This window comes from Thalassovita gelatinovora, from assembly GCF_001458355.1.
Classification (GTDB): domain Bacteria; phylum Pseudomonadota; class Alphaproteobacteria; order Rhodobacterales; family Rhodobacteraceae; genus Thalassobius; species Thalassobius gelatinovorus.
In genome coordinates this window covers 82,450-107,078 of the sequence record NZ_CYSA01000023.1, presented here as the reverse complement: position 1 = coordinate 107,078, position 24,629 = coordinate 82,450, and the positions used below count along the sequence as shown (strand labels likewise).

General features: G+C 58.4%; 22 protein-coding genes. 4 read left to right on the top strand and 18 right to left on the bottom strand.

Annotated features, from left to right (window positions below; translation table 11 throughout):
- Window positions 1-48: 48 nt before the first annotated feature.
- From TG4357_RS11860 to maiA, 9 genes are all read right to left on the bottom strand, one after another.
- Window positions 49-1,023: an SLAC1 anion channel family protein gene (locus tag TG4357_RS11860; protein ID WP_058263117.1), complete on the bottom strand. Its 975-nt coding sequence runs from the start codon at window positions 1,021-1,023 to the stop codon at window positions 49-51.
- Window positions 1,024-1,256: 233 nt separating this feature from the next.
- Window positions 1,257-2,129 (bottom strand): amidohydrolase family protein, encoded by an 873-nt coding sequence (locus TG4357_RS11855; protein WP_058263116.1) that lies wholly within the window; start codon window positions 2,127-2,129, stop codon window positions 1,257-1,259.
- Between the two features lie 87 nt (window positions 2,130-2,216).
- Window positions 2,217-4,013: a feruloyl-CoA synthase gene (locus TG4357_RS11850; RefSeq protein ID WP_058263115.1), complete on the bottom strand. Its 1,797-nt coding sequence runs from the start codon at window positions 4,011-4,013 to the stop codon at window positions 2,217-2,219.
- 11 nt (window positions 4,014-4,024) lie between these two features.
- Window positions 4,025-4,498, bottom strand: coding sequence for a MarR family winged helix-turn-helix transcriptional regulator (locus TG4357_RS11845; RefSeq protein WP_074646850.1), 474 nt, complete (start codon window positions 4,496-4,498; stop codon window positions 4,025-4,027).
- 5 nt (window positions 4,499-4,503) lie between these two features.
- Complete coding sequence (locus TG4357_RS11840) at window positions 4,504-5,274, bottom strand: crotonase/enoyl-CoA hydratase family protein (RefSeq protein WP_058263113.1); 771 nt, start codon at window positions 5,272-5,274, stop codon at window positions 4,504-4,506.
- 154 nt (window positions 5,275-5,428) lie between these two features.
- Window positions 5,429-6,751: a TRAP transporter large permease gene (locus tag TG4357_RS11835; RefSeq protein WP_058263112.1), complete on the bottom strand. Its 1,323-nt coding sequence runs from the start codon at window positions 6,749-6,751 to the stop codon at window positions 5,429-5,431.
- Window positions 6,748-7,332 carry a TRAP transporter small permease gene (locus TG4357_RS11830; protein ID WP_058263111.1) on the bottom strand — a complete coding sequence of 195 codons (585 nt, stop codon included), beginning with the start codon at window positions 7,330-7,332 and terminating at the stop codon, window positions 6,748-6,750. Before TG4357_RS11830 ends, TG4357_RS11835 begins: the two co-directional genes overlap by 4 nt.
- Window positions 7,333-7,422: 90 nt before the next feature.
- Complete coding sequence (locus TG4357_RS11825; protein WP_058263110.1) at window positions 7,423-8,457, bottom strand: TRAP transporter substrate-binding protein; 1,035 nt, start codon at window positions 8,455-8,457, stop codon at window positions 7,423-7,425.
- 114 nt (window positions 8,458-8,571) lie between these two features.
- Window positions 8,572-9,216 (bottom strand): maleylacetoacetate isomerase, encoded by a 645-nt coding sequence (gene maiA, locus TG4357_RS11820; RefSeq protein ID WP_058263109.1) that lies wholly within the window; start codon window positions 9,214-9,216, stop codon window positions 8,572-8,574.
- A gap of 232 nt (window positions 9,217-9,448) precedes the next feature.
- Between maiA and TG4357_RS11815 the strand changes: the two genes are divergently transcribed.
- A complete protein-coding gene (locus tag TG4357_RS11815) occupies window positions 9,449-9,877 on the top strand; it encodes a MarR family winged helix-turn-helix transcriptional regulator (RefSeq protein ID WP_058263108.1) in 429 nt (142 codons plus the stop codon).
- An 83-nt stretch (window positions 9,878-9,960) separates the two neighbouring features.
- Here the strand turns inward: TG4357_RS11815 and TG4357_RS11810 are convergent, their stop codons facing one another.
- From TG4357_RS11810 to TG4357_RS11780, 7 genes are all read right to left on the bottom strand, one after another.
- Entirely contained in the window at window positions 9,961-10,941 is a 981-nt protein-coding gene (locus TG4357_RS11810; RefSeq protein WP_058263107.1) for an ABC transporter substrate-binding protein, read from the bottom strand.
- Between the two features lie 38 nt (window positions 10,942-10,979).
- Window positions 10,980-11,819, bottom strand: coding sequence for an ABC transporter permease (locus TG4357_RS11805; protein WP_058263106.1), 840 nt, complete (start codon window positions 11,817-11,819; stop codon window positions 10,980-10,982).
- Window positions 11,819-12,694 (bottom strand): ABC transporter permease, encoded by an 876-nt coding sequence (locus TG4357_RS11800; protein ID WP_058263137.1) that lies wholly within the window; start codon window positions 12,692-12,694, stop codon window positions 11,819-11,821. Before TG4357_RS11800 ends, TG4357_RS11805 begins: the two co-directional genes overlap by 1 nt.
- 111 nt (window positions 12,695-12,805) lie before the next feature.
- Window positions 12,806-13,588: an ABC transporter ATP-binding protein gene (locus tag TG4357_RS11795; RefSeq protein ID WP_058263105.1), complete on the bottom strand. Its 783-nt coding sequence runs from the start codon at window positions 13,586-13,588 to the stop codon at window positions 12,806-12,808.
- Window positions 13,589-13,676: 88 nt separating this feature from the next.
- Window positions 13,677-15,140 (bottom strand): dihydropyrimidinase, encoded by a 1,464-nt coding sequence (gene hydA, locus TG4357_RS11790; protein WP_058263104.1) that lies wholly within the window; start codon window positions 15,138-15,140, stop codon window positions 13,677-13,679.
- 13 nt (window positions 15,141-15,153) lie between these two features.
- Window positions 15,154-15,519 (bottom strand): hypothetical protein, encoded by a 366-nt coding sequence (locus TG4357_RS11785; RefSeq protein ID WP_058263103.1) that lies wholly within the window; start codon window positions 15,517-15,519, stop codon window positions 15,154-15,156.
- Between the two features lie 54 nt (window positions 15,520-15,573).
- Complete coding sequence (locus tag TG4357_RS11780; protein ID WP_058263102.1) at window positions 15,574-16,824, bottom strand: Zn-dependent hydrolase; 1,251 nt, start codon at window positions 16,822-16,824, stop codon at window positions 15,574-15,576.
- Between the two features lie 135 nt (window positions 16,825-16,959).
- Here TG4357_RS11780 and TG4357_RS11775 point away from each other — a divergent pair, with 135 nt between their 5' ends.
- Entirely contained in the window at window positions 16,960-17,655 is a 696-nt protein-coding gene (locus TG4357_RS11775) for a TetR/AcrR family transcriptional regulator (protein ID WP_058263136.1), read from the top strand.
- A gap of 3 nt (window positions 17,656-17,658) precedes the next feature.
- Window positions 17,659-18,282 carry a TetR family transcriptional regulator C-terminal domain-containing protein gene (locus TG4357_RS11770; protein WP_058263101.1) on the top strand — a complete coding sequence of 208 codons (624 nt, stop codon included), beginning with the start codon at window positions 17,659-17,661 and terminating at the stop codon, window positions 18,280-18,282.
- 209 nt (window positions 18,283-18,491) lie between these two features.
- Here the strand turns inward: TG4357_RS11770 and preA are convergent, their stop codons facing one another.
- Window positions 18,492-19,799, bottom strand: coding sequence for an NAD-dependent dihydropyrimidine dehydrogenase subunit PreA (gene preA, locus TG4357_RS11765; RefSeq protein WP_058263100.1), 1,308 nt, complete (start codon window positions 19,797-19,799; stop codon window positions 18,492-18,494).
- Window positions 19,800-19,834: 35 nt separating this feature from the next.
- On the bottom strand, window positions 19,835-21,157 hold the full coding sequence (locus TG4357_RS11760) for an NAD(P)-dependent oxidoreductase (protein ID WP_058263099.1): 1,323 nt from the start codon (window positions 21,155-21,157) through the stop codon (window positions 19,835-19,837).
- Between the two features lie 188 nt (window positions 21,158-21,345).
- On the opposite strand from TG4357_RS11760, the gene TG4357_RS11755 reads away from it, so the two are divergent.
- On the top strand, window positions 21,346-24,558 hold the full coding sequence (locus tag TG4357_RS11755) for a reductive dehalogenase (RefSeq protein WP_058263098.1): 3,213 nt from the start codon (window positions 21,346-21,348) through the stop codon (window positions 24,556-24,558).
- The last annotated feature ends 71 nt before the right edge of the window (window positions 24,559-24,629 follow it).

Genomic DNA, 24,629 nt, shown 5'->3' with positions numbered 1-24,629 from the left:
CCGCGCCCGCTGGCATCGCGAAATGCCAGCGGGCGCGGCAAATCCGGGCTATTCCGGTACGCAAATCTCACCTTTGCTCAGCGCCTTCAGGGTCCGCAGCAGCAGGGCCACGATGATCACCAACAGCACCCCAAGCAACCCGGTGCCGATCATCTTGTGGATCGTGCTTTGGGTATTGGCGGCAAAGTTGAAGCTGGCAATCGCGATGGCCGCAAAAGGGAAGCTGAGCGCCCAGAAGCTAAGCGCGAAGGGCAGCCGGACCATGCGCGGCAATTGCATCGCAACGATCAGGGTAAAGAAATAGGCCCCATTCAGCAGGATGCGGGCAAAGGCATCGACTTCGCCATAAAGCCGGACCCAGGCCACGAAAGCGACAGCAGGCGGCGCGATCAGGATCACCAGCGTCGGCTGCAACCGTCCCGGCAGCGGATCATGGAAAATCAGCCGGTTCATCACCAGGGTCATCAGTACCACCCAGAAAATCAACCCGACCGACATGAAATACCAGCTGAGTTCGAAATAGCCCAACGGAACCCCTGCAATCGGCACGATCACGTTACCCACCGCAGGGATGAACCAGGCCGGGCTAAGATGACCGGTCTGAAACGCCCGCGACCCGATCCAACCGGACACCACCGCAAGGGTCAAAACACCCTGCGACACCATTCCCATCAGCCACAGGATTTCCGCCGCCTGCGCATTGCGTGGCAGGGTCGCCGTGGCGATCAACAGCAGTGAAATCGAAATCGCCGGGAAAAAGGCCAACCGCACCGGATGTTTCCATTCCGCCACCACCGCGCCCGGATATTGCAACGCCTTGGCGATATAGCCCACCGCGATCAACAGCGCGATGAACGCGGTCACGCCATAAGCGATATTGGAATAAAAGCCATGAATGCCATAGGCCAATTCCGCCGCATGCAGCGCCAGCGTCAGCCCCGACAAGCCCATGACGATGGCAAAAAAGGTCACCGGGTAATGTTCCAGCCGGTTGCCGGAATGGTCCTGAACCGCGTCAGTCATGGATGTATCCTTTACTTAGCCGGCAGAATGCCGTCAGACATGCAAGCCATTGCATATGACAGCAGGGAGAAGCATTGACCTAAATCAAAAGCTTCTTTCCTCTGGCATCTTTGTGGCTCAGGCCGGGACGATACGCCGACGCATCGACATCGCCAACCATTTAAACCGTGAACAGAATGACTTCGGCGGGGCCCGACAGGCAATGCCGCCCTGACCCGCCCCGGCAAACCGGCTTACATCAGCCCCAACAACCGCGCGGCGTTGTTCTTGATGATATCGGGGCGCAATTCGTCCTTGATCTTGATCTTCTCGAAATCCGACAGCCAACGTTCCGGCGTGATCATCGGCCAATCCGACCCGAACAACACCTTTTTCTTCAGCATCGAATTGCAATACCGGACCAGGATTTCAGGGAAATACTTGGGCGACCAGCCGGACAGATCGATATAGACGTTCGGTTTGTGCTGGGCCACCGACAACGCCTCTTCCTGCCAGGGGAAACTGGGATGCGCCATGATGATCTTCAGGTCCGGAAAATCCACCGCAACGTCATCCAGATGCATCGGGTTGGAATATTTCAATCGCATGCCATTGCCGCCGGGCATCCCCGATCCAACCCCGGTCTGGCCAGTATGAAACAGCGCAATCGCGCCTTCTTCTTCCAAAACATTGTAGAAATCATAAGCCATCCGGTCATTGGGATAAAATCCCTGCATCGTGGGATGGAACTTGAACCCCTTGATGCCGAAATCGCGGATCAACCGGCGCGCTTCGCGCGCGGCCATCTTGCCCTTCCACGGATCGATCGACGCGAACGGGATCAGAACGTCATCGTTCTGGGCCGCCAGGTCCGCAACTTCTTCGTTCTTATAGCGGCGATAGCCGGTTTCGCGTTCGGCATCGACCGGGAAAATCACCGCGGCAATGTTCTGTTCGCGGTAATGCGCCGCCGTTTGCGGGATGGTCGGCGGGTGGGACCACGGCGCGCCGAAATACCCCGCCATGGTGCTTTGCAATTCGTCATAGCCGTCATCGGCATGACAGCCGCAGGGTTCTTCGGCATGGGTGTGGATATCGATGGCGCGGACCTTGGAAATGTCGACCATTGTGCTGTCCTTTCAATCGGTTGCGCCCTTGGCATCGTTAGGACGCCTCCGGCGGGAGTATTTGGGCCAAGAAGAAACGGACGAGGATCAGACCCGGATGACGTCCGCGTCTTCATCGTCGTAAAGCTTTTCGACCAGCGCCGCGCGGCGAGTCAGCACCTTGCGGATGTTCAGATTGCCCTTGGCGGTGATTTCGTGATCGGTCAACGATGGCGCTTCGGCACAGATCAGCGCCTTGCCGATCCGGGTCGACGATCCAGTGGCAGACCCGGCCAGTTTCGCCAAACGGTGCCGCACCTCGGCCACCAGCGCGGCATCGGTGACAATATCGCCCTCGCGACCACCGGCGGGTTGCACCGGGAACAGCAGCACGCCCAGTTCGGCCCGGTCCTGCCCGGTGATCACCAGATCGCCGATCAGCCCGTCCAGCGCCGTCAGAACCCCGTTGCGCAGGCTGGCCGCACGCACCCAGGTGCCCGAGGTCAGCTTGAAATCCTCCGAAATCCGGCCATCGAAACTGAGACCGCGATCGGCATTGCCGGGGTCAACGAATTTCACCGCATCACCGGTGATCAGGAAGCCGTCAGGATCGAAGCTTTCGGCGGTCTTTTCCGGGTCTTCGAAATAGCCCGGCATGATATTGGGCCCCTTGCAGCGCAGCTCATAGCGGCCGTCCTCGTCCGGGACCAGCTTGATTTCGGCCCCCGGCACCGGCACGCCGATAATGCCCGACCGGTCCACCCGTTCATGCACGATCAAGGTGGCGGGCGCGGTTTCGGTCATTCCCCAGGACGACACCATCAACGGCACGGTGCCGGTCACTTCGCTCGCCATATCGCCCAGCGCCTGCCAAGTTTCCTGTGGCAGCGACGCGCCAGCATAGAAGGTGAAATCAAGCCCGGTAAAGAAGGCTTTGCGCAGCTCGGGATCGGCCTTCAATGCCTCGACCTGACGGGCAAACCCCACCGGCACGTTGAAGGCCAAAGTCCCGCTATGCATCTTCATGTTTTCCAGACTGCGCGGGAACAGGGCTTCGGTCGGTTTGCCGTCATCAATGTAAAGCGCGCCGCCATTGGCCAGCATCATGTTGAAATTATGCGACCCACCGAACACATGGTTCCACGGTAACCAGTCAAGGATCTTCGGCGCTTTCGCCCGCAAAACCGGGAAGGCATCGGCGATCTGGGTCTGGTTCACGCACATCATTCTATGGGTGGTGATCACCCCTTTGGGATTCGATGTCGACCCCGAGGTGAACAGGATCTTGCCCACCGTATCGAGACCGACCTTTGCATGAGCAGCATCAACATCCGCCACCCCGCCCTGCAACGCCGCATCCATCGCGATCACATCGCGTGGCGCGCCTTCCGTTTGCGTGGCCAAAACGTCATACCCGGCCAGTTCATCCATTTTCAATACCGCGCCATAACGCCCGGCATTATCAACGAATAACAGTCCCGGCCGCACTTTTTCGATGACATAAAGCAGCCGTTCATGCGCGCCGGGGATCAGCGAATATTGTTCCGCCACCGGCACCACAGCGATGCCGACATATTGCGCCGCCAGCGCCAGCAGCCCATGATCGACCGAATTGCCCGACATCACCACGATCGGGCCTTTTCGGTCATAGCCCTGATCCAGCAGCCACGCCCCGATCCTGCGCACCATGTCCAACGCCTGCGCATAGCGCACTTCGCGCCACCCGGCACCCTGACGTTCGGCGATGAACACCGCGTCGGGCGTCTTTACCGCCCATTGATGCAGCCAGTCACCGGTGGTGTCTGCCACCGGTCCCATCGGATGCGACGAGCGCAGGATCAACGTGCCATCGGCACGCGTTTCGGTAATCACCTCCTGCGGGACGGTGATGGAATGGTCTGTCATGGTGGCCTCCCTTAGGGCTGCGGCTTGATCCTGCCCAGCAACGCCATCAGCGTGGCGCGCTCCTCCCGGCTCAGATCTTGCAGCAATATTTCTTCACGGTCGGACAGCGCCCGAACCGCAGCGTCGCGGGTTTTCATGCCCTCCAGCGTCGCCCGCAGCGCATAGGCCCGCCGGTCCGTCGGCACCCGGTGGCGCCCGATCAATTCCGCTTCTTCCAGCGCGTCGATGATCAAAACGGTGTTCGACCGCTCCATGTTCAACGCCGCAGCGATCTGCGATTGGGTCACGTCCGGATGGTCGCAAATCACCACCAGCGCCGAAAAGGTGGTGATCCTCAGCCCCAACGGGTCCAGCACCGCAGCGGCATCCGCCTGCAAGATGTTACTGGTGCGTTTCACGGTATAGCCCAGAATTTCGCGCAAAGAGGCATCAAGCCCCCCGTCTTCGGCGGCGCTTTTGACCGGTATTTTCCTTGCCTGCCCCATCGCGATCACCGGAAGCTCGGGTTGCGTTTTTCAAGAAAGGCTTTCAGCCCTTCCTGCGCATCCGGACTGGTCTGGGTCAGCGCCGCGCACAGGCTTTCGGTGAACAACCCGTCCTGTTTCGACATGTCTTCGATCCGGGCCAGCGCATGGATCATCACGTAGTTGGACAAGGGCGCGTTTTCAGCGATCTGTGCGGCCAGCTTGCGCGCCAATGGCAGCGCTTCGCCCTCCCCGACCGAATGGTGGCACAGGCCAAACATATAGCCTTCATCGGCGCCGTATTTTCGCCCCGTCAGCATCATTTCGGTCATCCGGTCAGCGCCCAGAATGCGCCCCACCCGCACCGACGCGCCGCCGCCGACATAGATACCGCGACGGCCCTCGGGCAGCTGGAAGATGGTCGAAGGTTCGGCAATCCGTACATGGGTCGAGGTCGCCAATTCCAGCCCGCCACCGATCACCGCGCCGAACATCGCCGACACCACCGGTAATCCGCCGAACTGGATCTTGTCCATCACCGCGTGCCAACCGCGCGAATGGCGCATGGTGCCCTCGGCGTCGCGCGCCACATGTTCCGACAGGTCGAGGCCCGAACAATAATGTCCCTCGGTGCCGGTCAGGATCACCACTTTCACGCCTTCGGGCGGGTTGGAAAAGAAGTCGTCCAGCGCCGCCAGCAACCTGTCGTTCATCGCGTTGCGCTTGCCCGGGCGGTACATGGTGACGGTCGCCACCGGGCCGTCGATCTCAACCTTGATGATATCGGAATCGCTCATGCCTATCTCCCAATTATTAGCTATACTTTATAACTATTATTTTCTGGACAGTCCAGACAAATATCCACCCGCACCCAGCGGGTTATCCAAACCCGTTTCCATAAAAAAACCCGGCACAAGGCCGGGTTTTTTTAGTTTTTTCAAAGGGTTCCGATCAGCCAAACAGCCGCAGCAGGAACAGCGTGATCCCCGGGAACGCCACCAGCAAAACCACCCGCACCACGTCGGAGGCGACGAAATACATCACCGCCTTGTAGGTTTCGACCATCGGCGTCATCCGGTCCATCGAATTGATCACGAACAGGTTCATCCCCACCGGTGGCGTGATCAGCCCGACCTCGACCACGATCAGAACGATGATCCCGAACCAGATCGCGGTTTCTTCCAGCGTCAGACCGAAATCCAGCGTCGAAATGATCGGAAAGAAAATCGGGATCGTCAGCAGGATCATCGACAAGCTGTCCATCACGCAGCCAAAGACCAGATAAAGCGTCAGGATGATCATCAGGATGATCCACGGGCTATAGCCCAACTCGGACACATAGACCGACAATTGCTGCGGCACCTGGCTCATCGCCAGGAACCCGTTATAGAACCCCGCGCCCAGCACGATGAAGAAAATCATCGCCGAAGCCCGCGCCGTCGCCATGAAGCTTTCCACCAGCGTCACCTTGGTCAGCCCGCCATTGAGCAGCGCAATAAGCCCGGTGCCCGCCGCGCCAACAGCCGCGCCTTCGGTCGGGGTGAAGATCCCCATGTAAATGCCGCCAACAACGGTGATGAACACCAACAGCACCGGCCAGACTTCGGACAGCGCCTTGAACCGCTCGATCATCGGCATCGGTTCGCGCACACCCGCCGCATTCGGATGGATGCGGACATAGATCGAAATCGTGATCATATAGCCAACCGCAGCCAGCAAACCGGGCACAAAGGCCGCCAGGAACAGCTTGGCGATATTCTGTTCGGTCAGGATCGCATAGATCACCAGGATCACCGAAGGCGGAATCAGGATGCCCAGCGTCCCGCCCGCTGCCAGCGTCGCGGTGGAAAACCCGCCCGAATACCCGTAGCGGCGCAATTCCGGCAATGCGACCTGGCTCATCGTGGCTGCGGTGGCCAAGGACGACCCGCAGATCGACCCGAACCCGGCACAGGCACCGACAGCCGCCATCGCGACCCCGCCGCGCCGATGCCCAAGGAAGCTTTCAGCAGCCTTGAACAATGCTTGGCTCATCCCGCCCAACGTGGCGAAATGGCCCATCAACAGGAACATCGGCACGATCGACAACGAATAGCTGGAAAAGGTCGAATAGGTTTCGGTCTTCAACTTCGCCAGCGCGATATTCGGGCTGCCGGTCAGGTAATACAACCCGCCCAGACCAACCAGAAACATCGCCAGGCCGATCGGGATCCGCAAGAAGATCAGGATCAGAAGGACCGGAAAGGACGTCAGCCCAATTTCAAAGTTGCTCAATGGTCTGCCCCCCCACTCACATGTACAATCGTTTCATTTCGGAAAAATTCTGCGGTCCGGACCACGGCCATGTAAACCGTGACAATCGACGATACGACGCTGCCAACCAGACTGATCGCAAAGGCCCACCAGATCGGGAACTGCAACAGAAAGGTGGTCTCTCCATATCTCATCTTCGACATCGTGCCGTCATACAGACGCCAACTGATCAGAATCAGCGCCAGCGCAAACAGGATTTCGCCCACCATCAGGATAAAACGGTTCACCCGCACCGGCAGGGCCGAGGTAAAGATATCGACCGACGCATGTCCGCCGGTAATCTGACACCATGGAATGAAGGCAAAGATCGAAAAGGCGATCCCGGCCTCGACCAGTTCGAAATCGCCCGTAATCGGCCCGACGCCGGTATCGAGCAACGTTTTGGTCAGCCCGCCCATGATCGCTTCAGCGAATTCACTGTGCAGGAAAGTATTCGTTGTCCGGCCCAGCACCGACAGACATGTCAGGATGATCAAAAGGGTCAGCACCACGCCGCCCAACATCGCCATCCCCCGCGCGAGGTTGTTCATAAAACGTTGCATAAGTTTCCTCTTCTCCCGTAAGAGGGTCAGATAATGGCCGCCGCGAAGAAATCGCAGCGGCCGCTCTTTTCTAAGTAACAGACCTTGGCGTTACTTACTGCCTTTTTCGATCAACGCTTTCGCCTGATCAAGCAAAGCCTGACCGTCAAAGCCTTTACCGTTCATTTCTGCGACCCAATCGGCCTGCTGAGATGCGGCAGCATCTTTCCAGACCTGAACCTGTTCCGGGCTCAACTCGATGATGTTATTGCCAAGACCTTTGGCAAGCTCATAAGGCGGAATGTCAGCCGCCTCTGTCGCCTTGCCAGCCCAGGCCGACACGTCGGCACCCGAATTGGCATCGATCACGGCTTTCAGATCATCGGGCAGCGATTCATATTTGTCCTTGTTCATCGCCAAGATGAACGTGGTGGTATAAAGCGATGCACCGGGGAAAACGGTATGGTTGTGAACCAGTTCCGCAACCTTCAGCGACCCGGTCACTTCCCACGGAATCACCGCCGCGTCGATCACGCCTTTCGACAACGCCTCAGGCACCGCCGGAACCGGCATCCCGATCGGGGTTGCCCCCAATTCCAGGAACATCTTGTTGGTCACGCGGGTCGGTGCGCGCATCTTGACCCCGTTCAGATCGGCCGGGCTCAGGATCGGGTCTTTCGAATGGATCAGGCCCGGACCATGCACGAACAGCGCAATCGGATGGAACGGCGCATAGTCCTTGTCCATCATGTTCGCCTCGGCATAGTTCCAATAGGCGCGGCTGGTGGCTTCGGCATCGGTCATCAGGAACGGCAGTTCGAAAACTTCACCCTGCGGGAACCGGCCCGGGGTATACCCGGCAACCGTCCAGACGATATCGGCAATGCCGTCTTCGACCTGGCTGATCAATTCCGGCGGCTTGCCGCCCAGCGACATCGACGCATAATGCTCGATTTCGATACGGCCATTCGAATCCGCTTCGACCTTCTTGGCCCAAACCTCTAGAACCTCGCGCGGCACGCTGGCTTGCGGCGGCAGGAACTGATGCATGGTCAGCGTGACATCGGCCGCAAATGCCGTTGCCGTGGTCCCGGCGATAAGAGCGGCAGCGGCGGCGGTCCGCCATGCGGTCTTCAGGATATTCATAGTTGTCTCTCCGTAGTGACGTCCCCGCCAATCAAGTGCGGCGGGAAGCAATAAACTGTGCCGAACGCGATCCGGGGCATTCCCCTTTGCCGACCGCGCTTCATGTGCCTTGGATCAGGCTTCAAAATCCGGCTGTTTCGCCGGTTCCGCCTGCGAAAATGCCGGCAGCGCCGCACAATTCGCATTGATTTCGTTGATCCGCTTCAGCCCGCTGATATCCACGCCGAACCGCTGCGCCGAAAAGACCTGTGGCACCAGGCAAATATCGGCCAATCCCGGCACATCGCCGAAACAGAACCGGCTGTCTTCGCCGCGCTTATTCAAGATATCCTCGCAGGCCGTCAGCCCTTCGCCCAACCAGCGCGCCAACCACTTGCTGACGGCGTCTTCGTCCAAGCGCAGCTCGCCGCGCAGGTATTGCAGCACCCGCAAATTCTGCAACGGATGGATTTCACAGGCGATCACCTGTGAAAACGCCCGCACCTGTGCCCGCAAATCCTTGTCCGCAGGCAACAGCGGCGGATCGGCATAGGTTTCGTCCAGCCATTCGATGATCGCCAGCGACTGGGTCAGTTCCTGACCATCATCCGCGATCAATGTCGGCACCAACATTTGCGGATTGACCGCCGCATAGGCCGGTGCCTTCTGTTGTCCTGACTTCAGATGAACGCTTTCGAAATCATACTCCAGCCCTTTCAGGTTGAAGGCGATACGGCAGCGATAAGCCGAAGAGGATCGAAAATACCCCAAAAACCGCATCGTCAACCACAACGCTCATTGCGTGCGACCCAATGCGATAGGGCTCCAAATTTCTGCATCCCTTCGTCTCCTCCCAAAAGACTGGCTGACTTCAAAGTCGTCGATATGTATTCATATCATTATGAAATATGTCAATTTGATTTATTGAGACCTTCGATTAGTTTTAGCTATAAGCCGTGGCGCAGACTCACTAAGGGCTTGGTCAGCTTGGACCGCGAAAGGGGGGGAAGGAATGAAATTTCACGTGATGGTCGGGCATCTGTTCCGGCGCACTCATCAAATTGCCTCGGCCGTGTTTTTCGAAGAAATGAACAAACAAGGCCTTGATATAACGCCATTTCAATTCGCCGCCCTGTCGGCGATCCAACTCAATCCGGGGGCCGATCAGGCCTCGGTCGCGGCCTGGACCGGCTGCGACCGCGCCACCCTGGGCGGGGTGGTCGATAGACTGGTTGAAAAAGGCTATATCACGCGCACGGTATCCGAGAAAGACCGCCGCTCCCGGGCTTTGCACCTGACCGAATCAGGCAGCGCGGTCTTGAAAGAAGCCCAGATCACCGTCGAACGGATCCAGACCACGCTCACCAGCACCTTGACCCCGGACGAAACCAAAACGCTGACCACGCTGTTGCAAAAAGTGCTCGAAGTCCAACCGCGCTAACCCTGTCCGCACCAAGGGGATGCACAGCAAAAGGGCCGGTCCCCTGGACCGGCCCCCGCCAATGTCACGCTATACGCGATGGATCAGTTCAGCGCCTCGTCGGTGATCGCATGGGTCCATGCGCCTTCCGGGGCCTTGGTGATCATGCCGCCTTCCATGGTGATCGCGGCCGACCGCTCAAAATCAGCTACATTCAGCGCCCCATTCGACCCTGCGGTCAGCTTGGCAATTTCGCCCATCATCCGTTTCTGGTGCTTTTCGGTCTGCGCACCAGACTGGTCGTTGTCCAAAACGATCTCCGCAGCCTCGTCCGGGTTCACCTCGGCGTATTTCCAACCCTTCATCGACGCGCGCACAAAGCGGACCATCTTTTCCACTTCGACCGGATCGGCAAGCTTCTCTTCGGTGGTATAAAGCCCATCCTCGAGGGTCGAAATGCCTTCGTCTTCGTATTTGAACACCACCAGATCATCCGGCGTCAGGCCTGCGTCGATCACCTGCCAGTATTCATTATAGGTCATGGTCGTGGCGCATTCGACCTGCTTTTGCAGCAACGGATCAACGTTGAAATTGATCTTCTGGATCGTCACACCGCCGTCGGACCCATCGGTTGCATACCCAAGCTTGCCCATCCACGAATACAACGGGATCTCATTGCCATAGAACCAAGTGCCCAATGTGTGGCCCGGAAAATCGGCCGGGCTGTTGATGTTATGCTCTTTCAAGCAGGTCAGCATCAGGCCAGAAGTTGCGAAAGGCTGTGCAATGTTCACGATCGGCGCACCCTTTTCACGCGCAGCAAGAGCCGAAGGCGCCCAATCGACCATGACATCCGCGCCGCCGCCCAGAAGAACCTGAACCGGTGCGATATCCGGGCCGCCCGGCTTGATCGTGACGTTCAATCCTTCTTCTTCGTAAAACCCTTTATCCAGCGCCACGTAATAGCCCGCGAATTGCGCCTGCGTGACCCATTTCAGCTGCAAGGTCATATCGTCTGCGGCTTGGGCCATTCCTGCCCATAGCCCCAGCGATGCAACACCCAGCGTTTTCATGATTGTTTTCATTGTCATACTCTCCTTGTTGAACTTTATTTTTTTCTTGCTCAGCCCCGTTGCGACGGGTGCCAAAATGTCACTGCTTTTTCCAGTAACGAGACCCCGCCATAAAACGCTGACCCGACGACCGCGGCAACCACGATTTCGGCCCAGACCAGATCCAGCGCCAGTTGCCCAACGCTGGTGGAAATCCGAAACCCCATTCCCTTGATCGGACTTCCGAAAAACTCTGCCACGATGGCACCGATTAACGCCAGAGTCGTAGAGATTTTCAAACCGTTAAAAATGAACGGCATCGCTGCCGGCAACCGCAGCTTAAGCAGCGTTTTACCATATCCGGCGGCATAGGTGCGCATCAGGTCACGCTGCATCTTGTCGGTGGCCTGCAATCCCTCGACCGTGTTCACCAGCATCGGGAAAAACACCATCACCACGACCACCGCCGCCTTCGACTGCCAGTCGAATCCGAACCACATGACAAGGATTGGTGCCATGCCGACAATCGGCAAAGCAGCGACGAAATTGCCCACCGGCAACAACCCGCGTTGCAAGAATGGAAAGCGGTCAATCACCACCGCAGTCAAAAACGCCCCGCCACAGCCCAGAATATAGCCTGACAGCGCCCCTTTCAGAACCGTTTGCACGAAATCCTGCCACAGGATGCTGGTCGAAGCAGCAAAGCGCAGCGCAATCACTGACGGCGGTGGCAACAACACCGGGGAAATATCGAACCCGCGCACCAGGCATTCCCAGATGATCACCAAAGTGACGCCGAATATTACCGGCACCGCCAGCGACGTGGCACGCGATTTCGGCAATCGCGCCAGCCAGACATTGGCGCGCCAACCCAGCAGCCAAGCGGCAAACCCGAACACAATCCAGCCCATCACGCCATCCCCATCCGTTTCAGAACCACCCGTTGGATCACCCCGATCAGCGCCACCAGCACCGCGGCCAAAGCCGCCGCCATGATCAAGGCGCTCCAGATCTGGATGGTCTGGCCGTAATAGCTACCCGCCAACAGACGCGCGCCCAATCCGGCAATCGCTCCGGTCGGCAATTCGCCGACGATGGCCCCGACCAAGGACGCCGCCATCGCCACTTTCAGCGACGCGAACAGATACGGCATCGACGACGGCAACCGCAGCCGCCAGAATTGCTGCCCGCGCGTCGCGCTCCAGGTCTTCATCTGGTCCAATTGCATCACCCCGGGACTGCGTAGCCCCTTGACCATGCCGACCACGACCGGGAAGAAACTCAGATACATCGAAATCATCGCCTTGGGCAGCAACCCGGATATCCCGACCGCGTTCAGCACCACGATGATCATCGGCGCAATCGCCAAGATCGGGATGGTCTGACTGGCGATCACCCAAGGCATCACGCTCATGTCCATCACCCGGTTATAAACGATCCCAACCGCCAGCAGAATGCCCAACACGGTGCCCATCAGGAACCCCAACCCGGTCGCGCTCAGCGTGACCCAGCTGTGATAGATCAGCGACCGCTTGGATAACCCCCGCCCCTTGGCCACCATGACCACGGTAGTGTTCCAGATTTCCACCACCACCTGATGCGGCGCCGGCAGTTTCGGTTTGTCCTGTGACCAAGTATCGGCGACCAGTTCGGAAAACCCCGGCTCGGTCCCCGCCCGCTTGGCCTGATCCTTGGCCCAGGGCATGTTCAACGCCACGGCAGCCCCGTACCAGATCACGACCAAAGCGGCGACGACGGTCAGAATGGGAATCAACGACTTCTTCATGCGCCGATCCCCGCCGTCATCTTGTCCGAAACAACCAAACCGGCGCGGTCTTTCCACCCACTTAGCGATCTGTACCATTTCGGGGCACAAATTGCGCAAATGCCTATAAACTTAATCATCATACGCATGTCCCGCCCGCAGCCCTTCGCGCACCCGATGGGCGACCTCGAGAAATTCCGGCGTGTCGCGAATATCCAGCGGTCGTTCCGTCGGCAGCGGGCTTTCGATCACATCGCTGATCCGACCCGGACGCGGGCTCATCACCACGATCTTGGTCGAAAGATAGACCGCTTCGGGGATCGAATGGGTCACGAAACCGATGGTTTTGTTGGTCCGCGCCCACAGTTTCAGCAATTGCTCATTCAGGTGGTCACGGACGATTTCGTCAAGCGCGCCAAAGGGTTCGTCCATCAACAGGATATCGGCATCAAACGCCAAGGCCCGCGCGATCGAGGCGCGTTGCTGCATCCCGCCCGACAATTGCCAGGGGAATTTCTTTTCGAACCCGTCCAGTTCGACCAGGTCCAGCACCCGCTGCACCCGTTGATCCATATCGGCCTTGGAATAGCCCATGATTTCCAGCGGCAACCGGATATTGCCGCCGATCGTGCGCCATGGATAAAGCCCGGCATGTTGAAAAACATACCCATAAGCTCTTGATTTACGTGCGTCTTTTGCACTTACCCCATTCACGGTAATGCTACCGCCGGTGGGATGTTCCAAATCGGCCATGCAGCGCAGGAACGTCGTCTTGCCACAGCCCGATGGGCCGATGAAGCTGACGAATTCTCCCTTTTTGATGTCCAGATCGACATCCTTGAGCGCATGCACCGGGCCGTCATTGGTCTGAAAGGTCAGCGACAGATTTTTCGCGCTGATCACGGTATCGTTCATATGTCCCTGTGTCTCCGTATAGGCAGCAGTTTTACTGCCGGGTATTATTGGGAAATCACCCCGGATCTGGTCCGGGGTGTTCCTGTTGTCAGATCCCTGCGGGGATATTCATCGGATCACGCTGCACCATTTTCGGGCTGGACAGTTCTTTCCATTTCGACAACGCGACAGAGGCCGAATTGAACGCCGGGCGCGGCACGAAACGGCCCCTGCCAGGTTGCGGCTGGCTATTTTGGCCCCAGGCCCAGATCACTTCGCCGCGGCTTAGGGTATAACGCGCCTGCGCCTTCACGTCGAACCCTTCGAACACATTGTAATCCAACACGGAATGGTGGTTCGAGGCGCTGATTGTCTTGGAAATTTTCGGGTCCCAGACAACGATATCGGCATCTGCGCCCTCAACAATTGCGCCCTTCTTGGGATAGATATTGAGGATCTTCGCCACGTTGGTCGACGTCGCGGCAACGAATTCGTTCGGCGTCAACCGCCCGGTTTCCACCCCTTGGGTCCACAGCACCGCCAGACGTTCTTCAACCCCGTTCGACCCGTTCGGGATCAGACAGAAATTGTCGACGCCCATGCGTTTCTGCTCGGTGCTGAACGCCGCGTGGTCGGTGGCAACCACTTGCAACGATCCAGATTGCAGACCGGCCCACAGGCTGTCTTGATGATCCTTGGACCGGAACGGCGGCGACATCACCCGACGGGCAGCGTGATCCCAGTCTTTGTTGAAATATTCGCTTTCATCCAGCGTCAGGAACTGGATCAGCGGTTCGCCATAAACCCGCATCCCCTTTTGCCGCGCGCGCCGGATCGCTTCGTGCGTCTGTTCACAGCTGACATGCACGATATACAAAGGCACCCCCGCCGCATCGGCGATGGTGATCGCCCGGTTCGCCGCTTCGCCTTCGAATTCGGGCGGTCGCGAATAGGCATGACCCTCCGGCCCGGTGATGCCTTTTTCCAGCATTTCCGCCTGCATATCGGCCACCAAGTCGCCGTTTTCGGCATGGACCATCGGCAATGCGCCCAGTTCTCGGCACCGTTTGAACGAAGCGAACATCTCGTCATCTTCGATCATCAAGGCGCCCTTATAGGCCATGAAATGCTTGAAGGAATTGACGCCCATATCGACGGCATCCTTCATTTCCTCGAAGATTTTCTCGTTCCAGCCTGTAATCGCCATGTGATAGCCGACATCCGAACAGATCTGAGGGGCCGATTTGCGGTGCCATTCATTGATCGCGTTCTTGATCGACCCGTCTTCACCCGGCAGGCAGAAATCAACCAGCATGGTGGTGCCACCCACTGCAGCCGCCCAAGTACCGGATTCAAAGGTTTCCGCAGCCGTGGTGCCCATGAAAGGCATTTCCAAATGGGTATGCGGATCGATCCCGCCGGGGATCACATAAGCCCCTTCGGCGTCAATATATTCATCGCCCTTCAAATCTTCGCCGATCTGCTTGATCACTTCGCCTTCGATCAGAACATCGGCCTTCCAGGTCCGGTCGGCGGTGCAAACGGTGCCGCCCTTGATCACTTTGGTCGTCATACTTTTCTCCCCATTATCCAACCGATGAAAATACGGCGATGGCCGGGCCATGCACACCGATATCCACCGGACCAAACATTGATTCCACCGCCAGCGAAAACAGCGCCGCCTGCGGCAGATAGATGACGCGGTAAGCGCCGTTGCTGCGCGTCACGCTCCAGCAGGTCATCACCTGCCCGCCGCTGAACAACGCTTCGGTCTCAACCGGCTCGATCAACGCCGCCTTGAAGTCTTCCAGCGTGCGCAACGCGACCAGATCGGCATGGGTCGAAGACCGGGTTTCAGACGGCCGGGTATGGATCCGGTGATATTCCCGGACCTCCTGCGCGATCAGTCTTTTGATCAGCTCAGGACCGGTTTCGATATCTTCGATCACCATTACCATACCTCCACGCCGCCCCGGCCCGATCCAACCGGATCAGTAACCGTCGCGCTATTCCACAACCTCAGCGGTATCCAGCACGGCATGCAACAGAACATCCGCCCCTGCCGCCGCCCATTCCTTGGAAATATCTTCCGCCTCGTTATGGCTCAGCCCGTCAACACAGGGGCACATGATCATCGCGGTGGGTGCGACATCATTGATCCAGCAGGCATCATGCCCCGCGCCCGACACGATATCCATATGGCTATACCCCAGCCGTTCCGCCGCATCACGCACCGCGTTAACGCAGTTTTCGTCAAAGGCGGGCGGATCGAATTGACCCGAGATTTTCCACTCAAGCGACACCCCGATCTCTTCGCACAGCTTCGGTGCCTTCTCTTCGAATTCAGCCATCATCGCGTCGATCACGTCTTGCAGATGTGACCGGAAATCGACCGTAAACACGACCCGACCCGGAATGATATTGCGACTGTTGGGATAGACATCGATATGGCCGATTGCGCCCACAGAGTTGGGCTGATGCTTCATCGCGATCTCGTGTACCAGCTCGGTGATCAGCGCCAATCCACGACCAGCGTTCTTGCGCATCGGCATCGGGGTCGATCCGGTATGGCTTTCCTTGCCGGTGACGGTGCATTCGATCCAGCGCAGTCCCTGACCGTGTGTGACAACACCAATATCCTTGCCTTCGGCCTCAAGAATCGGACCCTGTTCGATGTGCAGCTCGAACATCGCATGCATCTTGCGCGCGCCGACTTCTTCATCACCGACCCAGCCGATCCGCTTCAGCTCGTCACCGAATGTCTTGCCTTCGGCATCGACCCGATCATAGGCCCAATCCATTTCGTGTTTGCCGGCAAACACCCCAGAAGCCAACATCGCCGGTGCGAACCGGGTGCCTTCTTCGTTGGTCCAGTTGGTCAGCACGATCGGGTGTTTCGTCTTCACCCCTAGGTCCTGCATGGTGCGCAGCGCCTCCAGCCCACCCAAAACACCAAGGACGCCATCGTATTTGCCGCCCGTCGGTTGGGTATCCAGATGCGACCCCATATAGACCGGCAAGGCCTCCGGGTCGGTGCCGGGACGCGTGGCAAACATGTTCCCCATCTTGTCGACCCCCATGGTGCAGCCCGCGTCTTCGCACCATTTCTGGAACACGGCACGGCCTTCGGCATCCGCATCGGTTAACGTTTGACGGTTGTTGCCGCCCGCGATACCCGGCCCGATCTTGGCCATATCCATTAGGCTGTCCCACAAACGGTCGCCGTTAATTTTCAGATTGTCGCCAAGCTTGGCCATAGGAAATTCCCTTTCTGTGCGGGCCTCTGCCGGGCCCTTGAACACTTGCTTCACACGGTTCCTGACCGTATGGTCAAGATCACGACACCACAACCTGACCATTCGGTCAAGAAAATTTATCGGACAGATTTCGGCATGCCAGCCCACCCGCGCCCAAACAGCAAAAAAGAACGCCGCCAGGAAAGCGAAAAGCTTATTTTAGCAGCAGCGGAAAAAGTCTTTTCCGAGGCGGGGTTTGGTGGCGCCACCATGCAACTGATCGCCGATATGGCAGGGCTGCCCAAGGCCAACCTGCATTACTACTTTCCAACCAAGGAAGCGCTTTATCGGCAGGTAGTGGAAAACATCTTTCAGATCTGGCTAAAGGCGGCCGATGTTTTTGATGACGCCGATGGCCCGGCCGAAGGAATCGGTGCCTATATCGACGCCAAGATGGAAATCAGCCGCCGTCATCCGGCAGGCTCCAAGGTCTGGGCCTCCGAAGTGATGCACCGCGCGCCAGTGATCCAAGACTATCTGGAAACCACGCTGTTGCAATGGACCGCAGGGCGCGCTGCCATCATCAATCGCTGGATCAGCGAAGGCCGGATGGATCCGGTTGATCCCGATCATCTGCTTTACTTGCTCTGGGCCACCACCCAGCATTACGCCGATTTTGGCCATCAGATTGAAACCCTTAATGGTGGCCAGCCGCTCAGTGATGCGCAATGGGACGCGGCCAAGGAAAATACCAAACGCATCATCCTGAAGGGAATAGGCGTGGTTGACCCCGCCGATTCTGGACCATCTGGTCAAGCTGATCTAGGGTCCCGGACCAGCCGACCGGAGTGATGCATGAACGACGCCACCAAGCCCGTGAAAAAGCCAAGCCGCATTCAGCTGCGCAATCGCAAGCGTATCCTGGATGCCGCACTCGCCGTGTTTTCCCAACATGGCTATCGCGGCGCAACGCTCGATCAGATTGCGGACGCGTCGGGTCTGTCGAAACCGAATATCCTGTATTATTTTGACGGCAAGGAAGCGATCCATGTGACGCTTCTCAACGCGCTGATGGACAACTGGCTGGACCCGCTGAAAAAAATGGATCCTGATGGCGATCCCTTAGAAGAAATCCTTGGTTATATTCACCGCAAAATGCAGATGAGCCGCGAATTCCCCCGTGAAAGCCGGCTCTTCGCCAACGAGGTTCTGCAAGGCGCGCCGCGGATGAAACCGCATCTGGAAACCGGTCTGAAAACGTTATTCGATGAAAAGACGGCACTGATTCAGCGCTGGATGGACCAAGGCAAACTGGCCCCGTGCGACCCCCGCCATCTACTGTTTTCCATCTGGGCCACCACCCAGCATTACGCCGATTTCGAAGAACAGGTTGCGATCCTGACCGACGGGGAAACCGATCCGGTGGACGGCGCGGAACAATTCCTTGACAACATGTTCCGCAAACTTCTGACACCTTGAAGTAGCGACATTGTGCGCCGGTCCGGTCTTGCAGGTCTGGCCCTTCGGGTGCATGGGGGGCGCTGACCCCGGGATACTTTCGAACAGAAAAAGACGAAGGTTTCTTCGCCTTCTTCTGTTTTCAAATATCCCCGCCGGAGGCATCCCGAGCGAAAATGTCGAAGACATTTTAGCGAGATGTAAAGCGCGCCCGGAACGGGCGCACAATATTATTCCGCAGCGCAGGTGTTCCCCGGATTATTGGGATGATCCAGCCAGTTGCCATAGTCTTTCGATACGGTCAGACCAGTACGTTCATCGACCTTGCCAGGGGCGACCTGTTCCATGGTGATGCAATTTTCCACCGGGCACACATTGACGCAGAGATTACAGGCGACGCATTCGTCATCCTTGACCGAAAACACCCGATCTTCGGACATGGCGATGGCCTGATGGCTGGTATCTTCACACGCCGCATAGCAGCGGCCGCATTTGATACAGGCGTCTTCGTCGATCTTGGCCTTGGTGACATAATTCAGGTTCAGATATTGCCAGTCGGTGACATTCGGCACCGCGCGACCGACCAGTTCCGAAGTCGACGTGAACCCCTTGCGATCCATGTAATCGGAAAGCCCCGAAATCATTTCCTGCACCACTTTGAACCCATAGGTCATCGCCGCCGTGCAGACCTGAACATTGCCGGCCCCAAGCGCCATGAATTCCGCCGCATCGCGCCAGGTGGTCACGCCACCAATGCCCGACATCGGCAGCCCTTGAGTTTCCGCATGCCGCGCAATTTCGGCCACCATGTTCAGGGCGATCGGTTTCACCGCCGGGCCGCAATAGCCGCCATGGGTCCCCTTGCCGTCGATCATCGGTTCGGGCGCGAAATCATCCAGGTCGACCGAGGTGATCGAATTGATCGTGTTGATCAGGCTGACCGCATCCGCGCCGCCGCGCTTGGCCGCTTCGGCCGGTTTGCGGATGTCCGAAATATTCGGGGTCAGCTTCACGATGCAGGGCATACGCGAATGTTTCTTGACCCAGCGGGTCACCATTTCGATATATTCGGGCACTTGGCCGACGGCCGCGCCCATACCGCGTTCGGCCATGCCATGCGGACAACCGAAATTCAGCTCGACCCCGTCGGCGCCGGTATCCTCGATCTGTTTCAGGATCGCTTCCCAGCTGTCTTCGTCGCAGGGGACCATCAGCGAAATGATCAGCGCGCGGTCGGGGTAATCACGTTTCACCGACTTGATTTCACGCAGGTTTACTTCCAGCGGGCGATCGGTGATCAGCTCGATATTGTTGAGCCCCAACAGGCGGCGATCAGCCCCCCAGATCGCGCCATATCGCGGCCCGTTGACATTGACCACTGGCGGACCTTCGGATCCCAGCGTTTTCCACACCACGCCGCCCCATCCGGCTTCGAAGGCGCGGCGGACGTTGTATTCCTTGTCGGTCGGCGGTGCCGAAGCCAGCCAAAACGGGTTGGGGGATTTGATCCCGATGAAGTCGCTTGCGAGATTGGCCATCTGCTTATCTCCTAATCCTTAGCGGGAAATCCGCCTCAACCCATCAACTGGGCGTGAATGTCTTCGGCGGCGTCGCGGCCTTCGGCCACTGCCGTCACGGTCAGGTCTTCGCCACCCGAGGCACAGTCGCCCCCGGCCCAGACGCTTTGCATGCTGGTGCGGCCTGCACCGGTGACCGCGATTTTTCCGCCCTCGGTATCGGGCAATCCGTCGCCGCCCAATGTCTGACCGATCGCCTTGAACACCTGATCGGCGGCAAGCCGGAACATCTGCCCGGTCGGCGCCAGATCGTCATCGGTATATTCGAATTCGATCTCGCACACCGCACCATTGCCAATCACCGCCTTGGGCGACGCGTTGGTGATGATCCGCACACCTTTGGCTGCGGCCAGATCCTGTTCAAACGGGCTGGCATTCATCCGGTCACGACCACGGCGATAAACCAGGCTGACGTTCAGCGCCCCCAGCAGCTTCGCCTGTACCGCAGCATCCACCGCGGTCATGCCGCCGCCAATCACCACGACATCTCGACCGATTTCAACCGAAGCCACATCGCCCGCTTGGCGCAGGTCGGAAATGAAATCGACCGCATCCAGCACGCCATCCTTGGCCTCACCCTCGACATTCAAAGCGTTCACGCCAGCCAGACCGATCGCCAGGAACACGGCGTCATGATCGGCCTTCAGACGGTCCAGCGACAGGCCCGCGCCCAAAGATTTACCATGTTCAACGGTGATACCGCCGATCTTGAGCAACCAATCGACCTCTTTCGCGGCAAAGCCGCCGACCGATTTGTAGCTGGCGATGCCGTATTCGTTCAATCCGCCCGATTTGGGCCGCGCATCGAACACCGTGACCGCATGGCCCTTCATCGCCAACCGATGGGCGCAAGACAGGCCCGCAGGCCCGGCCCCGACAACGGCGATCGTCTTGCCTGTTGCGGCCGCCCGTTCGAACGGATGCACATCTGCGGCCATCAACGTATCGGTGGCATAGCGTTGCAGGTTGCCAATCTCGACCGGTTTGCCTTCGGCGGTTTCACGCACGCAAACCTGTTCGCACAGCGTTTCTGTCGGGCACACCCGGGCGCACATCCCACCCATGATGTTCTGCGACAGGATCGTTTTGGCTGCGGCGTCCGGTGTTCCGGTCGCAATCTGCCGGATGAATAGCGGGATATCGATATCCGTCGGGCAAGCCGTGGCGCAGGGCGCATCATGGCAGAAATAGCACCGATCCGCAGCGACAAGCGCTTCGTGATCGTCGAGCGGCGGATGCAGGTCTGAAAAATTTTCCGACAACTGATCCGCTGGCAGCCGCCCTGCAATAATGCCTGGCGTCAGCGTGTTTGAAGTCATTGGTACCTCCACTGAGCTTGGTTTTGTTTTTTTCTCAGTATGTGCGGTTTGATTTTTTTATCAACTGGTAAAATTTAATTTACGGATAGCGACGCTCCATTTCCGACGGGTTGCCCAAAAAAACGGCAAAACATCTTGTGCCGCTCCGGCAAGGCTGATCACTATGGTGAAATACAGGGAGGGAAACCATGGGGCTGCGCTTTTTTTCAGACAAGGATCGGCCGGTACATCTGGGGCCATACCCGTTAGAACGGTTGAAGCGTCAGCGCGACACACCGAATTTCAACGCCGTGCCCACATGGGGCCCGGTGTCCTTCCGCCGCCCCGATACGCCCGACAGCATCGTGAATGCCATGGGGGAATATCAGGCGATGCTCGACGCGATCCGCGACGGCATGGTTAACAAGACCCGCGCAACCATTCCCGCCGACCCATTGGAACGCTCCAACCATCTGAAAGCGTTTGGCTACTTTTCCGATGCCAGCATGGTCGGCATTTGCCGACTGCCCGATGCCGCGCGGTTGGATCAGCCGGTGCACAACCCCGATATTGATCGGCTGGCCGAAGAATTGCGCACCAGGCAAACCAAAACGCTGGCCTCGGGCATCGACATGATCATGGCCGAACTGAAAGAAGCGATGACCGCCCCGCCATCGGGGATTGAAGGCCATAAATACGCGCTGGTTTTCCTGTATGAATATCCCCGCGATCCCGATCCTTATGAACCCGGCACCGAATGGATCGCCGACGCCCAAGCGCAACGCGCCTGTCTGCGCGCCAATGAAACCGCCGCCGTTCTGGCCAATTATATCCGGCTTCTGGGCTGGCAGGCCAAGGCGCATTCCGGCGCATCCTCGGATGTAGACCTGAACCGGCTGACAGTGGCGGCGGGGCTGGCTTCGGTCGAAGCCGGTGCCTTGGTCGCTCCGTGGATCGGACCGCGATTCGGGGTGGCAGCGGTGACCTGTGATCTGGGCCTGATCGCGGATAAACCGCTGGCCCCGATGTCGGATCAACCGTGGTTCAAAACCAACGGCCCGGCGTGGTGGCTGGGCAAAGGGTTTTCTAAATCAGCGCTGAACCGCGACCCGTTCGCCAAGCGCCGCTTCGCCGAAGGTCCGCACCCGTTCGAACGGCTGAAACGGGTGGAGGCCCCCACCACCTTTATCGATGAACCGAATGTGGCCCGGGTACCCAAACGCGCCGACATGTTCGCCCGGGCGCAATTCGGCGATATGGGCAAACATGTGCAGGACGGTGCCAAGGGTGGCCATTATGCCCGCAAATCCGCCCCCAGCTTCGCGCAGCGCCGGGCGCTTGGTGCTTTTGTGGTGATTCAAAACGGCGATCCCAACCCCGCCGGGCCGTGCCCCGCTGATCCACAGGAAAACGCCGCCAATATCAAGGCCACCTGCTATTTCCTCGGCGTCGATGCGGTTGGCCTCAGCCGCTGCCCCGACTGGACGTGGTATTCCCATGACGCCGCCGGCGATCCGATTGATCCACCACATGATCAAGCGATCAGCATGATCATCGATCAGGGCTATGAAACGATGGAAGGCGCCAGCGGAGACGACTGGATCAGCGTGGCGCAATCGATGCGCGCTTACCTGCGGTTTTCCCTGCTTGGCGGCGTCATCGCCAAACATATCAGAAACCTTGGATATAAAGCCAAAGCGCATACGGTGATGGATGGCGAAGTGCTGCAACCGCCCTTGCTGCTATTGTCGGGTCTTGGCGAAGTCAGCCGCATTGGCGAAGTGATCCTCAATCCCTATCTCGGCCCGCGATTGAAATCCGGGGTGGTGACCACCGACATGCCGATGGCGCATGACAGGCCGATCGATTTCGGACTACAGGCGTTTTGCGAAGCCTGCAACAAATGCGCCCGCGAATGCCCGTCGGGCGCGATCACCGCCGGACCCAAGCTGATGTTCAACGGCTATGAAATCTGGAAATCCGACAGCCAGAAATGCGCCACCTACCGGATCACCACCGAAGGCGGCGCAATGTGCGGGCGCTGCATGAAAACATGCCCGTGGAACCTTGAAGGGCTGTTCGCTGAAGCGCCGTTTCGCTGGGCCGCATCGAACATCCCGGTGCTTGCCCGGCCCTTGGCAAAACTCGACGATGTCGTCGGCAATGGCGGGCTGAACGATACCAAGAAATGGTGGTGGGATATCGAATTGCAGGAGGACGGCGGCTATCACCCGTCGCATCACAGCCTGAACCGGCGCGGCCTGCAAACAGATCTGGATTTGAAATACGAAGATCAGACGCTCGCGGTCTATCCCGCGCCATTGGCCCCGCCGCCCTGGCCCTACCCGTTCCCGATGGACCGTGAAGCGGGAATCCAGGCTTACGAGGCGATGATCACGGCCCAAGAATACCGCGATAGGCTGGCCAAGGGCGACATGTCGGTTATTCACCGCTACACGCCACCGAGCGATCCGCCGGTGATCCGGGTCGAAGTCACCAAGGCGGAAAAAATGACCGCCGATGTCAGTAAATACGAATTTTCGACACTGGACGGCGCGCCGCTGCCCGACTGGTCGGCGGGCGCGCATCTCGACGTGTTGGTTGCGCCGGAATTCCTGCGGCAATATTCGATGTCGGGAAACCCGTCCGATCACGGAAAATATCAGATCGGCGTGTTGCGCGAAGACGAAGGCCGCGGCGGCTCCGCCCTGATGCACCGCATTTTCAACGAAGGCCGCAAGGTCTTCATTTCCAAACCGATCAACCATTTCCCGCTGGCCGAAGACGCCACGAAAACCTTCCTGATGGGCGGCGGCATCGGGATCACGCCAATGATCGCCTTTGCCCACCGGCTGCACGATCTGGGCCACGATTTCGCGCTGCATTATTCCTGTTCGTCGCGCGCGTCTGCTGGCTATCTGGACGATCTTGCGCGGATGCCTTGGGCCGACAAGGTGCATTTCCATTTCAGCGACGAAGGCAGCCGCGCCGATCTCGATACGGTGCTAGAAGGATATAAACCCGGCTGGCATGTCTATACTTGCGGACCGGATCGTTACATGACCGGGGTCATCGATGCCGCCACCCGGCAGGGGTTCCCCGAAGACGCCCGCCATCTGGAATATTTCAACGTCCCCGAACAGCCGGACTATGAAAATCACCCCTTCACCCTGCGGCTGAAGGATGGCCGCGAATTGCGGGTGCCCGAGGATAAATCGGCCTCGGATGTCTTGCTGGAAAACGGCATCCACGTGGATGTGAAATGTTCCGACGGCATTTGCGGCGTGTGCAAATGCGGATTGGTCAGCGGGGCGGTCGAACACCGCGATTTCGTGCTGTCGAACAAGCAGCGACAAAACACCATTATCCTGTGCCAATCCCGCGCCGCCGATCCTGATGGCGTAGTGGAAATTGATCTTTAGCCCTCAAAACAGGCAGAACCGTCATCGGGATGTGACAATCACAAGCCAAAGGTCTTCTGCAGTTGCGAAAT